At 73.9% G+C, this 13,054-nt stretch carries 12 protein-coding genes; 4 read left to right on the top strand and 8 right to left on the bottom strand.

From position 1 onward, the window contains the following. The first annotated feature begins 137 nt into the window (after positions 1-137). Genes DSZ44_RS05000 through DSZ44_RS04985 form a run of 4 tightly spaced genes read left to right on the top strand, consistent with a single transcriptional unit; the run spans position 138 to position 3,206 of the window. Positions 138-548, top strand: a complete 411-nt coding sequence (locus DSZ44_RS05000) for a TOBE domain-containing protein (RefSeq protein ID WP_110851672.1) — start codon at positions 138-140, stop codon at positions 546-548. Beyond that, entirely contained in the window at positions 545-1,309 is a 765-nt protein-coding gene (modA, locus tag DSZ44_RS04995; protein ID WP_110851505.1) for a molybdate ABC transporter substrate-binding protein, read from the top strand. The genes DSZ44_RS05000 and modA overlap by 4 nt, the downstream gene beginning before the upstream one ends. Next, complete coding sequence (locus tag DSZ44_RS04990; protein ID WP_110851504.1) at positions 1,306-2,139, top strand: ABC transporter permease; 834 nt, start codon at positions 1,306-1,308, stop codon at positions 2,137-2,139. Before modA ends, DSZ44_RS04990 begins: the two co-directional genes overlap by 4 nt. Continuing rightward, entirely contained in the window at positions 2,136-3,206 is a 1,071-nt protein-coding gene (locus DSZ44_RS04985; protein WP_110851503.1) for a sulfate/molybdate ABC transporter ATP-binding protein, read from the top strand. The genes DSZ44_RS04990 and DSZ44_RS04985 overlap by 4 nt, the downstream gene beginning before the upstream one ends. Before the next feature lie 127 nt (positions 3,207-3,333). On the opposite strand, the gene DSZ44_RS18710 is transcribed toward DSZ44_RS04985, so the two are convergent. From DSZ44_RS18710 to DSZ44_RS04945, 8 genes are all read right to left on the bottom strand, one after another. Further along, positions 3,334-3,609, bottom strand: a complete 276-nt coding sequence (locus DSZ44_RS18710; protein WP_258369257.1) for a PDDEXK-like endonuclease domain-containing protein — start codon at positions 3,607-3,609, stop codon at positions 3,334-3,336. Positions 3,610-4,429: 820 nt separating this feature from the next. Further along, on the bottom strand, positions 4,430-5,866 hold the full coding sequence (locus DSZ44_RS04975) for a sensor histidine kinase (protein WP_110851501.1): 1,437 nt from the start codon (positions 5,864-5,866) through the stop codon (positions 4,430-4,432). Next, entirely contained in the window at positions 5,863-6,576 is a 714-nt protein-coding gene (locus DSZ44_RS04970; RefSeq protein ID WP_110851500.1) for a response regulator transcription factor, read from the bottom strand. The genes DSZ44_RS04975 and DSZ44_RS04970 overlap by 4 nt, the downstream gene beginning before the upstream one ends. Positions 6,577-6,719: 143 nt before the next feature. After that, positions 6,720-7,652, bottom strand: a complete 933-nt coding sequence (locus tag DSZ44_RS04965; RefSeq protein WP_110851499.1) for a type IV toxin-antitoxin system AbiEi family antitoxin domain-containing protein — start codon at positions 7,650-7,652, stop codon at positions 6,720-6,722. 371 nt (positions 7,653-8,023) lie between these two features. Further along, entirely contained in the window at positions 8,024-9,517 is a 1,494-nt protein-coding gene (locus DSZ44_RS04960; RefSeq protein ID WP_110851498.1) for an amidohydrolase, read from the bottom strand. A 2-nt stretch (positions 9,518-9,519) separates the two neighbouring features. Continuing rightward, entirely contained in the window at positions 9,520-10,086 is a 567-nt protein-coding gene (locus tag DSZ44_RS04955) for an NYN domain-containing protein (RefSeq protein ID WP_110851497.1), read from the bottom strand. Between the two features lie 124 nt (positions 10,087-10,210). Then, the gene (locus DSZ44_RS04950; protein WP_110851496.1) at positions 10,211-10,948 is read right to left on the bottom strand and encodes a PspA/IM30 family protein; all 738 of its coding nucleotides are present in this window, start codon (positions 10,946-10,948) and stop codon (positions 10,211-10,213) included. Between the two features lie 65 nt (positions 10,949-11,013). Further along, on the bottom strand, positions 11,014-13,041 hold the full coding sequence (locus DSZ44_RS04945) for a TPM domain-containing protein (protein WP_110851495.1): 2,028 nt from the start codon (positions 13,039-13,041) through the stop codon (positions 11,014-11,016). Between the last annotated feature and the right edge of the window lie 13 nt (positions 13,042-13,054).

The following is a 13,054-nucleotide window of genomic DNA, read 5'->3' as shown; positions in this document are numbered from 1 at the left end:
AGTTGTTACCCCCGCCCCCTTCCGCCGAGCGCTGAGTTGTTACCCCCGCCCCCTTCCGCCGAGCGCTGAGTTGTTACGGAGACAGGCTGGAACGTGTGGTGGCTTGCAGTCGCAGATGCGGCGGTATGCTCGCAAACATGCCGCAGTATCGGATCGGTTCCGCCGCCTCGCTGCTCGGCGTCAGTGACGACACGGTGCGCCGGTGGGTCGAGGACGGACACCTCGCCGCCGGCACCGACGATGCCGGGCGCAAGGTCGTCGACGGCGCCGAGCTGGCCCGCTACGCCCAGGAGCTCGCCGAACGACGCCAGCTGCCGGACGTCGGCGGGGTGACCAGCTCCGCTCGCAACCGCTTCACCGGGCTCGTCACCAGGGTCCGGGCCGACGGTGTCATGGCGCAGGTCGACCTCCAGTGCGGGCCCTTCCGGGTGGTGTCCCTCATGAGCGCCGAGGCGGTCGAGGAGCTCGGACTCGAGCCCGGATCGCTCGCCTCCGCCGTCGTCAAGGCCACGACCGTCATCGTGGAAGCACCCCGGGAGAACCGGTGACCCGCGGACGGGGCCTCGCCGCCGCCGTCGTCGTCGCGCTGGGCCTGGGCGCCTGTGGAGGGGCGGACGCGGGGAGCGCCGCAGCGCCGGACGAGCGCCTCACCGTCCTCGCCGCGGCATCCCTCCACGGCGTGTTCGAGGACCTCGCCGAGGTCTTCACCGAGCAGCACCCCGGCGCCGAGGTGGCCTTCTCCTTCGCGGGCTCCTCCGACCTCGTCGCGCAGCTCGACGCCGGTGTTCCCGCGGACGTGCTCGCCACCGCGGACGAGACAACGATGGCACGGGCCGTCGCGTCGGGGACCGTCGCCGAGGAGCCGGAGATCTTCGCGCGCAACGTGCTCACGCTCGTCGTCCCGAGCGGAAACCCGGCCGACGTGACCGGGTTGGACGGAAGCCTCGAGGACGTCGCCCTCGTCGTCTGCGCGCCGCAGGTGCCCTGCGGCGCCGCCACCGCCACGCTGGCCGGCCTGCACGGCGTCTCGCTCGCACCGGTGAGCGAGGAGGGCAGCGTGACGGACGTGCTCGGCAAGGTGACGAGCGGGGAGGCGGACGCCGGGCTCGTCTACCGGACCGACGCAGCCGCCGCGGGGAACGCCGTCGAGGCGGTCCCCGTCGCCCGGGCTGGAGAGGTGCTCAACCGGTACCCGGTGGCCGTCACCGCCGACGCCGCCGACCCGGAGCTGGCCGCTGCCTGGGTCGACCTCCTCCTCGGCCGGGAGGCCCAGCAGGTGCTCGACGAGGCCGGGTTCCTCGCGCCATGACCGTCACGCGGGACCGGCCCTCCGTCCGCCGGGTGCCGGGTGACCTCACCGGCGGCCTGCCGCGCTGGGCCCTCGTGCCCGCCGCCGTCGGCGTCCTGCTCATCGCCCTGCCGGTGCTCGGCCTGGTGCTGCGCGTGCCGTGGGGGCAGCTGCCCGAGCTCCTCACCTCCGAGGCCTCCCTCGCGGCGCTCGGTCTCAGCCTGCGGACCTCGGCCGCCGCCACCCTCCTCGCCGTCGTGCTCGGGGTGCCGCTCGCCCTCGTGCTCGCCTGGTCACGCCTGCCCGGTGCCCGGGTGGTACGCACCGTCGTCCTCCTGCCGCTCGTCCTGCCGCCGGTGGTGTCCGGCCTCGCGCTGCTCACCACCTTCGGCCGCCGCGGCCTGCTCGGGCAGTGCCTCGAGGTGCTCGGCATCGACATCGCGTTCTCGACGACGGCGGTCGTGCTCGCCCAGGCCTTCGTCGCCCTGCCCTTCCTCGTCATCGCCGTCGAGGGCGCCGCGCGGACGGCCGGGCGTCGGCACGAGGTCGTGGCCGCCACCCTCGGCGCCCGACCGACGACCGTGCTGCGCCGCGTGACGATCCCGCTGCTCATGCCCGCCCTCGGCTCGGGGACGGCGCTGGCCTTTGCCCGCTGCCTCGGGGAGTTCGGCGCCACGCTCACCTTCGCCGGCTCCCTCCAGGGTGTCACCCGGACCCTGCCGCTGGAGATCTACCTCCAGCGCGAGACCGACCCCGACGCCGCGATAGCCCTCTCGCTCGTGCTCGTCGTCGTCGCGGCGGGCATCGTCCTGCTCACCCAGCGCCCGCGGCGCGGTGGGGCGGCCTCGTGAGCGCGCCGGCGCTCAGCGTCCGCGCGGCCGTCCCGGAGCGGGACGTGGAGATCGAGCTCACCGTCCCGGCGGGCCGGGTCCTCGCGCTGCTCGGGCCCAACGGCGCGGGCAAGTCCACGGTGCTCGGGCTCGCGGCGGGCACGGTGCGGCCGGCCGACGGCGAGGTCCACGTCGCCGGGCGGCGGGTGGCGGGGGAGGGGGCCTGGGTGCCGCCGCACGGCCGCCGGATCTCGCTCCTCGCGCAGGAGCCGCTCCTCCTGCCCCACCTCGACGTCCTCGCCAACGTCGCCTTCGGGCCCCGGGCCCGCGGAGTGGCACGTCGCGCGGCCGACGAGGTGGCACGGACCCGGCTGGCGGAGGTGGGCGCGGAGGCGCTCGCCGAGCGGCGGGTGCACCGGCTCTCCGGCGGGCAGGCGCAGCGTGTGGCCCTCGCCCGGGCGCTCGCACCGGACCCGCACCTCCTGCTGCTCGACGAGCCCCTCTCCGCCCTCGACGTCGACGCCGCGGCCCAGCTGCGCCAGGTCCTGCGCGCGGCGCTGCGCGGCTCCGGACGGGCCGCCGTCGTCGTCACCCACGACCTGCTCGACGTCCTCGCCCTCGCCGACGACGTCGTCGTGCTCGAGGCCGGCCGTGTCGTCGAGCAGGGGACGACGGCGGAGGTGCTCGGCCGGCCGCGGTCCGGCTTCGGCGCGCGGCTCGCGGGGGTCAACCTGCTCCTCGGTGAGCGGGTGGCGGCGGACGCTGTGCGCGCCGGCGACGAGGTCGTCCACGGGCTCGCGAGCGCGCAGCCGGCGGCGAGGACCGGGCGCGCCGCCGCCGCGTTCTCCCCGCGCGCGGTGGCTGTCCACCGGACCGCCCCGGGCGGCAGCCCACGCAACGTGCTGCCGGTGCGGGTGACGGGTCTGGAGCAGCAGGGAGCCCTCGTCCGGGTGCGCGGGGAGACGGCGTCGGGCACCCGCCTGGCTGCGGACGTGACCCCGGCGTCCCTCAGCGTCCTGCGGGTCGGGGTGGGCGACGACGTCGTCCTCGTCGTCAAGGCGGCCGAGGTGGAGATCTACGACGCCTAGCCACTCGGTTCGCGAATCGCGCCACAAAGGGACTCATCAGGCAGTGAGCGAGCGCGAGGCTTCGCGTGATGCCGGCGATCCACGGCCCGTCCGGCCGTGGTTGTGGCGCGATCCGCGCGGCCCGTCTCTAGCGTGCCGATTGCCTCCGCTCGAGGACGGCCCTGACGGCAGCGACGACCACCCCCGGATCATTCATGATGTCCTCCCAGGTGAACCGCAGGGTGACGTAGCCCAGTGCGGCGAGAGCTCGGTCGCGGCGGCGATCCTCCCGGTACTCGTGCCGGCCCGAGTGGTAGCTGAACCCGTCACACTCGACGACCACCTTCCCGGCCACGACCAGGTCGACCTCGCCGACGCCCCGGATCGGGACACCTGCCTCGACGCTGTACCCCGCGGCACGCAGGGCGAGCCGCGCCAGCGTCTCGATCGCCGAGCGGCTGCGACCGTCACAGCGGTGGAGCGCCGTCCGTGCCCGGAGACTGCCGGGCCCTCCAGACTGCGGTCGATCTCCTCCACGGTGATCAGTCCGCGGTTCAGCGCGGAGTCGACCACGGTGACGGCCTCGTCCTCCGGGCAGCAGCGTAGGACCCGGGCGAGGACCTCGACCAGTGGTGCTACGGGCGGAACACGGCCGGACGGGCGGGTCCAGCTCGTCTCGCGGTGCACGACGACCGCGCGGCGGAGAGGGACTGGACGCGCGCCTCTGGCGCGCGGAACGGCCATGTGGACGCGCTCGGGAACTCTGAGCTGCTGCAGCGCGTAGAAGGGTGCCGCGCTGACACAGGTGATGGTGCCGTTGAACCGGCGGGCGGCAACGACGGCCGCATCGGCGTCCACGGCGGCGACCCAGCCACCTCCGAGGTCACGCAGCGTCTCGAGGGCCACAGCCTCCGCGAGCGCGCGTCGGTCTGCTGCCGAGCCGACCAGCTCTGAGCGGCGCGCGACGCCGCCCAGTTCCAGAAGCCTGGTGACGACGTCCATGGGGGAATGGTCGGTCTGGCGCCGACGACAGGTCGGGGGCGAGCGGCGGACTGTGGGTGGCGTCGACATGGGTGCTCACTGTGGACGGGCGACCCACGGTCCGGTCCAGGGCCCGGCGCCGACTTCCGAATCCCGCCACAAAGGCGGACCGAACGCCCGCAGGAACGAGCTCACCACGGCGTGTCGTCGGCGTGTCGCGCTGATGCCAGGACCGTTTGTGGCGGGATCTGTCAGGCGACCCGTCAGGACGGGATCGTGTCGGCTGCCGGGAGGGTGATGCGGACGGTCGTGCCGCCCCCGGGGGTGGGCAGCACCCGCGCGGTGCCGCCGTGCGCGGCGACGAGGGCCGAGACGATCGCCAGGCCGAGGCCCGAGCCGCCGGAGGAGCGGGCCCGGGAGTCGTCGAGGCGGTAGAAGCGCTCGAAGACGCGCTCGGCGTGCTCGGGCGAGATGCCCGGACCGTGGTCGCGGACCTCGACGACGACGTCGCCGCCCTGGCGCCCGGCCGCCACCTCCACGGACGTGCCGGCCGGGGTGTGCCGCACGACGTTGCCGGTGAGGTTGGACAGCACCTGGCGCAGGGCGTTCTCGTCGCCGAGGACGACCATCGCGTCCGGGCTGGGGATGCCGTCCGCCAGCGGGACGAGCGTCGCGGTGCGCCCGGGATCGAGGGCGCGCAGGTCGGCGACGGCGTCGTGGGCGAGGACGGCGAGGTCGACGGGCTCGCGGGCGAGGCGGCGGCCCTCGTCGAGGCGGGCGAGCTGGAGGAGGTCGGTGACGAGCCCGCCCATGCGGCGAGCCTCACCCTCGATGCGGGCCATCGCGGCGGGCAGCTCGGCCTCGGGGATGGCACCCATCCGGTAGAGCTCGCCGTAGCCGCGGACGGTGGCGAGCGGGGTGCGCAGCTCGTGGCTGGCGTCGGAGACGAAGCGCCGCATCCGGCTCTCGGAGGCGGCCTGGGCGGCGAAGGCCTGCTCGATCTGCGCGAGCATCGTGTTGAGCGAGTGCGACAGGCGCCCGACCTCCGTGTGCGGGTCGGTCGCGGGCACCCGCTGGGAGAGGTCCCCGGCCGCGATGGCGCCGGCGGTCTGCTCGATCTGCCGCAGCGGGCGCAGGGCCCGCTCGACGGCGAACCAGCTGAGCGCGGCCCCGAGCAGGATGATGAGCACGCCCGAGACGACGATCGTCCGCGCCACCTGGTAGGCGGTCTCGTCGGCACCCTCGAGCGGGAGGGCGACGGTGAGGGTCGTGCCGGCAGGGGCGTCCTGGACGCCGTAGGTGACGGCGCGCCACCGCTGGCCGGGCTCGTCGCTGCGCACGGTGTAGGCCTCCCCGAGGGTCGACACCGTGTCGGGGAGCTCGGGCCTGCCGAAACGGGGCAGGGTCCACTCGGCGACGATGGTGACCGGCGTGGCGCCGGGGAAGCCCAGGCTGAGGAAGTAGTCGGACGGCATGACGGATCCGGCGTCCGGGTTCGCGGCAAGCTGCTCGAGGGTGTCGATGTTGACGTTCCGTGCCGCCGTCGCGATCTGCTCATCTGTCTGCTCGAGGAGGTAGGCGCGCAGCAGCGTGCCGGTGGTCGCGCCCGCGACGGTGAGTCCCAGCCCGAGCACGACGACGACGATGAGCACGAGCCGGCCGCGGATCGGGACCGCGCTCAGGCGCTCGTGCAGGGTCATCCGGTGGGCTCGCGGAGCATGTACCCGACGCCGCGGCGGGTGTGGATGAGGGGGACCGGCTTCTCGCCGTCGGTGCCGCGGCCGTCGACCTTGCGGCGCAGGTAGGAGATGTAGGACTCGACGATCGCGCCGTCGCCGCCCCAGTCGTACTCCCACACGTGGTCGAGGATCTGCGCCTTCGACAGCACCCGGCCGGCGTTGACCATGAGGTAGCGCAGGAGCTTGAACTCGGTGGGGGACAGCTCGATGACGTGCCCGGCGCGGCGTACCTCGTGGGCGTCCTCGTCGAGCTCGAGGTCGGCGTAGCGCAGCACGCCCTCGTCCGGCTCCTGCTGCTGGGTGCGCCGCAGGATCGCCCGGATGCGGGCGACGACCTCCTCGAGGCTGAAGGGCTTGGTCACGTAGTCGTCACCGCCCACGGTGAGGCCGGTGACCTTGTCGGACATGTCGTCGCGGGCGGTGAGGAAGAGGACCGGGGTGTGGTGTCCACGCTCGCGCAGGCGGCGGGTGACGGTGAAGCCGTCCATGTCGGGGAGCATGACGTCCAGGACGATGAGGTCCGGCTCGGCCTCCACCGCGAGGTGGATCGCCTCGTTGCCGTCCGCGGCGGCGACGACCTCGAAGCCCGCGAAGCGCAGCGACGTCGTGAGGAGCTCACGGATGTTCGGCTCGTCGTCGACGACGAGCAGGCGCGCCTGGTCCCCGGTCATGCCCCAAGTCTGCCGCCCTTCCCTGGAACTTTCCTGAAAGCCCCATGAACACCCCCATCCCGCCGAGCGCTGAGTTGTTACGCCTCCCCATCTCGCCGAGCGCTGAGTTGTTATGCCTCCCCATCCCGCCGAGCGCTGAGTTGTTACGCCTGCAGACCCCAGTCCTGGCGGCGGAAGTCGATCGAGATGCCGAGCAGCTCCATGACAGCGCCCTCGAGCTGGGGAGAGCGTCCGAGGATGTCCGCCGCGGTGGCGGGGAGGACGCGCCAACGCCAGCGTCTGCGTATGTCCTTTCTGCGCGCCTCGTCGCGCTCGCGGTCGGCTACTGTCCGGAGGTGGTGCTCGGCGCCGTCGTACTCGATGCCAACGAGTGCCTCGAGGATCCCCATGTCGAGTCGATAGACCTCCCTGCCGTCCGCGTCCCGAAGACTGACCTGGACGGCTGGTCGGGGGAGGCCGGCCTCGATGAGGCGCAGGCGGCACCACGACTCAGGGACTGACTCCGTTGCGGGTTCGCACAGGTCGATGACCTCACGTGCCCGCCGGATGAAGCGGTGACCAGCCAAGCGGCCCGCCGCCTCGGCGAGCTCAGTGACGGTCGTCAGTCCGGCATGGGCCAGCGCATCGACCGCGCCGAGCCCGATGAAGCGAGGACGCCAGCGAGCGAGGTCCAGGCCTGTCCGAGTCGCCGTGGTACAGGCGATGCCGTTGATGACGACGATGTCGTCCGGGGGCAGCGCGCTGATGAAGGCGTTGACGCCGGGGTGGCGAGGCCGTATCCCGTCGAGGGGCACGAGGCACTCGAGCTTGGGGGCGCTCCGCCACCGCTCGGGCGGGCGGACGTCGAGGCCGAGCATCCAGGCCGCAGACTCGCGGGCGACCGCAGCGCCCCGGGGAAGAAGAAGGCCGACGGCGACCACGCGAGCATCGAGGTCGTCGACCAGGTGAGCTGGCAGGTAGACGCCGCGATGTGGGCGCACGAGCTCCCCTGCACGGCAGCGCTCGACGAGGTCGTTGGCCGTCAGGCCGTGTCGTCGGGCGTGTTCGTAGGTGAATGGTTCAGAGATGACGTCCATCGGTGAACGGTGGCAGCAACCGTCGAACCGGTCTCCGCCGTCTGTGAGGACGCGGGGACTTCGGGCGTGAGGCGCGAACTGTGGAGCACTGCTCCCGACACGTCGTCCCCGCGGAGTGGTTCAAGGAGTAACAACTCAGCGCTCGGCGGGTGAGGGGGAGGAACGTGGGGGCGGAGGAGTAACAAGTCAGCGCTCGGCGGGTGAGGGGGCGGGCACGTGGGGGCGGAGGAGTAACAAGTCAGCGCTCGGCGGGTGAGGGGTCGGGCACGTGGGGGCGGAGGAGTAACAACTCAGCGCTCGGCGGGTGAGGGGAGGGCGCGAGGGGGGCGGGAGGAACAGCTCAGCGCTCGCGAGAGGGAGGGCGCCGGGGGTCAGCGGGCGTCGTGGGTGAGGCGGCCGGCGAGGAGGGTGGCGGCGACGGGGACGGTACGCAGGTCGGTCGTCAGGGGGTCGGCGTCGAGGAGGACGAGGTCGCCGGGGTGGCCGGGGGCCACGGTGCCCCAGCCGTCGGTGCTCGCGGCCAGCGCCTCGGCGGGCGTGAGGCACTGGGCGGGGGTCCACGCCGGGCGCTCGTCGGCCGTGCGGGTGACGGCGGCGGCCATGGCGAGCCACGGGTCGAGCGGCGCGACGGGGGCGTCGGAGCCGAAGCGCAGCTCCGCGGCGGCGTCGAGCAGGTCGCGCAGCGGGAAGGTCCGCTTCGCGCGTCCGGGCCAGGCGGCCTCGACGAGGTCGCGGTCGTCGAGCAGGTGCGCCGGCTGCACGCTGGCGGCCACCCCGAGGGACGCGAATCGCGGCACGTCGGCCGCGGCGACCAGCTGGGCGTGCTCGACGGTCCCGCGGGCGCCCGTCGCCTCGTAGGCGTCCAGGACGATCGTCACGGCTGCGTCGCCGATCGCGTGGACCGCCGTGCTGAGACCCGCCCCGGAGGCGCGCGCCATGAGCTCGCGCAGCTCGCGTGCCGGGACCGTCTGCTCCCCGTGCCCCGCGTCGGTCCCGGCGTCGGCGCCGACGGCGGTGTAGGGCTCGTGGCAGAAGGCGGTGCGGGTGTTGAGCGCGCCGTCGGAGATGACCTTGAGGGGGCCCATGGTGAGCAGGCCCGGGCCGCCGGGCAGCGGGTCGCCGGTGCGCAGGCCGGTGGCGAGGACGTCGTCGAGGTCGTCGACGTAGACGCCCGTGCGGACCCGCAGCGAGTCGAGGCCCGCCGCCACCCGCTCGGGCCACACGCGGTGGTTGGCCGCGAACTCCATGTCGACGACGCCGACGACCCCGCGTCCCGCCGCCGCCTCCATCGCCGCGCGCAGCCCACCGTCACCGGACTGCGGCAGCCGGCCGATGGCGGCGAGGACGTCGAACCACTCGTGCTCGCGGATGAGCCCGTCACGCGGGGTCAGCCCGAGCTGGCGCATCGCCGCGCTGCTCAGCCACCCGCAGTGGACGTCACCCGAGACGAGGACCACCGGCACACCCGGTGCCGCCCGGTCCAGCGCCGTCGTCGTCGGCAGGTCGGGCCACAGCGCGTCACGGAAGCCGTAGCCCTCGACGAGCGCACCCGGGGAGGGCGGTCGGGCGGCGACGGCCGCACGCACCGTCTCGACGGCCTCGGCCGCGCTGCGCGCCGTCGTGAGGTCGATCCGGGTGAAGGACCGTGCCCACTGGCTGCTGTGGACGTGCTGGTCCCACAGCCCGGGCGCGAGCCACCGGCCGTCCGCGTCGAGCTCCTCACCCCCGGGCGCGAGGTCCGGCCCGACCTCGACCACACGCCCGTCCACGACGCGCACGTCGACGACGGCGCTGCCCGGGGAGGAGGCGCCGCGGCGGGAGGCGACCGGCACGAGCCGCGCCCGCCGCACGAGCAGGCTCCTCACGGTCAGAGGTAGCGGCTCGGGTCGAAGCTCCCCAGCGGGATGATCCGCACGCGGGGCAGCGGCGTCTGAAAGGCGCCGAGGTCGTCCTCGAGGTCGAAGATCCGCAGGCCGCGTGCGGTGAGCTCGGTGAGCTGGTGGTTGACGAACTCGCGGAAGCAGATGACGCCCACCTGGCGGCCGGCGTCGACGAGCCGCTCCACCTGGGGGAGGAAGTCGCCGTCGTGGCTGGCGAGGAGGATGTCGCCCTCGGGCAGGTCCGCGATCGCCTCGAGGGTGCGCTGGATACCGATGTCGACGACCTTCTCCGAGGAGAGGCCGGACAGCGGGATCGGGTGGAAGCTCATGGCGAGCAGCGCCTGGACGAAGCTCATCGGCATCTGCCCCGAGCTCGCGTTGAGGAAGAACAGGCCCTTGGCCGGCTGGTCGAAGGCGGCGTGGGCGAAGTCGAGGATGCGGTCCCAGCGCGGGCGCTCCTCGGGCGCCGGGCGCCGGCCGAGGACGCTCATCCCCAGGGTGGCGTCGATGTTCTCACCGTCGATGAGCAGGTACGTGCGCGGCGCGTCGGGCATGGGGTCACCTTAGCGACGAGTGGACGACGACGGCGGCTGCCGGGCCGCGTCACGGCCGAAAACGGACGTGGGGGCCCGGGTCCGTCACGGACCCGGGCCCCTACGCGGTGGTGCGGCCGGTGCGTCAGGCCTCGATCTGGCCCGTCGTCCTGCCCTGCTTGAGGGCGGCGAGGCGCAGCTCGACCTCGCTCTTGGTGCCGTAGTCCTCGAGCTCGGCGAACTGCGACTCGAGGGAGCCGGCGTTGAGCTCGGCGTGGCCGGCGACGCGCGCCTCCTCCTTGCGGACCTGCTCCTCGAAGCGGGAGATCTCCGTCGTGGGGTCCAGGACGTTGATCGAGGAGATGGCGCTCTGCACCTTGCCCTGGGCCTCGGCGGTCTTGGCGCGGGCGACGAGCTGGTCGCGCTTGGACTTCAGCTCCTCGAGCTTGCCGCGCATCTGGGTGAGGCCGGTCTTGAGCTTGTCGACCACCTCGTTCTGCGAGGCGATCATCGGCTCGGCGTCACGGGCCTCCTGCTCGGCGGCGATCTGCTTGGTGATGGCGATCTTGGCGAGGTCGTCGAAGCGCTGGGCCTCGGCGGCGTTGCCGGCGGTCCGCATCTCGTCGGCCTTGTTCGACGCGGCGAGGGCCTTGTTGCCCCAGTCGCGGGCCTCCTCGAGGTCGGCAGCGTGGTCCTGCTCGGCGAGGCGCAGGTTGCCGATCGTCACGGCCACCGCCTCCTCGGCCTCGACGATGGAGTTCGTGAAGTCGCGCACGAGCTGGTCGAGCATCTTCTGCGGGTCCTCAGCGCGGTCGATGAGCGCGTTGATGTTCGCCCGCGTCAGCTGGGCGATGCGCCCCAGGATGCTCTGCTTCTCGGTCATGGTGCTGCCCTTCGTCGTGTGGTCCTGATGGATTCTTGCAAAAGCCTGCCGTGCCGGGCGCGCGTTCAGAAGCGGCCGCCGCCTCCGCCGAAGCCGCCGCCTCCGCCGAAGCCGCCCCCACCTCCGCCGAAGCCGCCCCCACCGCCGAAGCCTCCGCCCCCGCCGAAGCCGCCGCCGCCCCAGCCGCTGTGCCTGTTGCCGCCGCCGAGGAGGATGCCGCCGAGGATGAGGGAGCCGACGTCGACGCCGCCTCGCTGCCCGCCGTAGCCACCGCCGAAGCCCCCACCGAACCCGCCGAAGGAGTTGATGTCCCGCTCGGCGAGCTGCTGGGCGGCCGCGATGCGCTGCTCGGCCTGCTGGACGAGGGCGAGGGCGCGCTCGGGGTCGCTGTCGGCGAGGTCGGCGGCCTGCTCGGCGAGCCGGGTGGCCTCGGACAGCCGCGTCCGGGCCTCGCTGCCGACGGCGCCGCGGCGGGTGCGGACGAAGTCGGAGACCGCTCCGATGCGGGCGTTGACGGCGTCGAGGCGGTGGGCGAGCTGGGTGCGGGCGCGCTCGCGGCGCTCGTCCAGCTGCCGGGATGGCGCCAGTGCGGCGTCGAGCGCGTCCTCGGCGGCGGTGAGCCGCTCGAGGGCGGCGAGCGGGTCCCCGCCCTGCCGGGCCTGGTTGCCCTGCTCGATCGCGGCGCGGGCCTCCGCCACGCGGGGCGCGACGACGCCGTCGTCGGGCGCGAGACGGGCGGCGTCCTGGATGTCGGAGCCGATGGACGCGAGGGCGGCGTCCAGGCGCTGGCCGGCCTGGGCGAGGTCGTCGCCGGCGCGGTCGACGGCGTCGAGGAGGGAGGCGGCCTGCCCGATCGCCTCCTGGGCGGTGTAGGCGGCGGCGACAGCGGCCGCCCGGTCACCGGCGTCGACGTGGCGGCGCCCCTCGGCGATGGCCTCCCGCGCCCCCTCGAGCAGGCCGGTGGCCTGCTGCGGGTTCTGCGAGATCGAGGTGAGCGCGGAGGCGGGGTAACGGGCGGCGAGCCCGTCGAGGACGACGCGCGCGGTGGGCAGGCGGCCCTCGACCTCCCCGGCGCGGATCTCCATCTCCCCGAGCACTTGCGGCGCCCGGGACTGCATGTCGCGCAGCTCGGCGAAGTGTTCCGCCTGCTCCTGGAGGGTGGTGGCGACGTCGTCGCAGAGGGTGAGGATCTCGGCCATCATCGTGCGGGCCTGGGGCTCGGTCTCGGGCTGGTCGTCGTCGAGGAGCTGGCGCACGTGGAAGGCCCGCGCGGCCTTCGTCCTGGCCTCGGCGAGCGCGTTGCTGAAGGGGTCGGTGGCCTGCAGCCCGAACTGGGCGCGGGCGAAGCCGAGCTCCTCCTCCGAGGACCGGATCGCGTCGTCGACGGCGACGAGCGCCGAGCCGGCCCGCTTGTTGAGCTCCTCGGTGGGCAGGCGCAGCGGGTGGTCGGCCGGCAGCTCCTGGCCGCGCGGACCGCGCGGGGCCCCGTCCCGCTTGCCACGGCCGCGCACCCAGGAGAAGAGCGCGATGGCCGCGATGACGAGCAGACCGATGAGGAAGATCGTGCCGAAGCCGATCCCACCGCCGCTGCTGCCGCCCGTGTCACCGACCTCGCCGCCGTCCTGCCAGTCACGCAGTCCCTCGGCGGCCGCCACGGCCGCACCGGCCCAGTTGTCCTGGCCGAGCTCGGGCTCGACCAGCTGGGAGCGGATCTGGGCGTAGCCCTCCTCCGACACCACCGCGGTGCCCCCGCCCAGGAAGTAGGCGCGGTCATCGACGGCGACGGCGAGCAAGGAGTCGTCGCTGCCCATGGTCGAGGTCTCGAAGGTCTCCTGCGCCCAGCTGTCGGCGCTCATCCCGTCGAACTCGTCGACGAAGACGACGAAGAGGGAGATGCCCGTGTCCTGCTGCAGCTCGGCGACGGCGTCCTCAACCTCCCCGGCCTCGCCACCGAGCACACCGGCGTTGTCGGTGACCCGCTCCTCGAGGTAGAGCGGCGGCTCGGCGGCCGCCGGCCCGGCGACGAGGCCGAGGAGGACGAGGAGGGGCGCGACGAGGGCGGCGCGCAGGCGCCGGGAGGAGGTCTGGCTCACCCTGCGATCTTCG

It is taken from the genome of Georgenia satyanarayanai (genome assembly GCF_900116375.1).
In the GTDB taxonomy this organism is placed as follows: domain Bacteria; phylum Actinomycetota; class Actinomycetes; order Actinomycetales; family Actinomycetaceae; genus Oceanitalea; species Oceanitalea nanhaiensis.
This window is presented reverse-complemented; position numbering and strand designations above follow the sequence as displayed.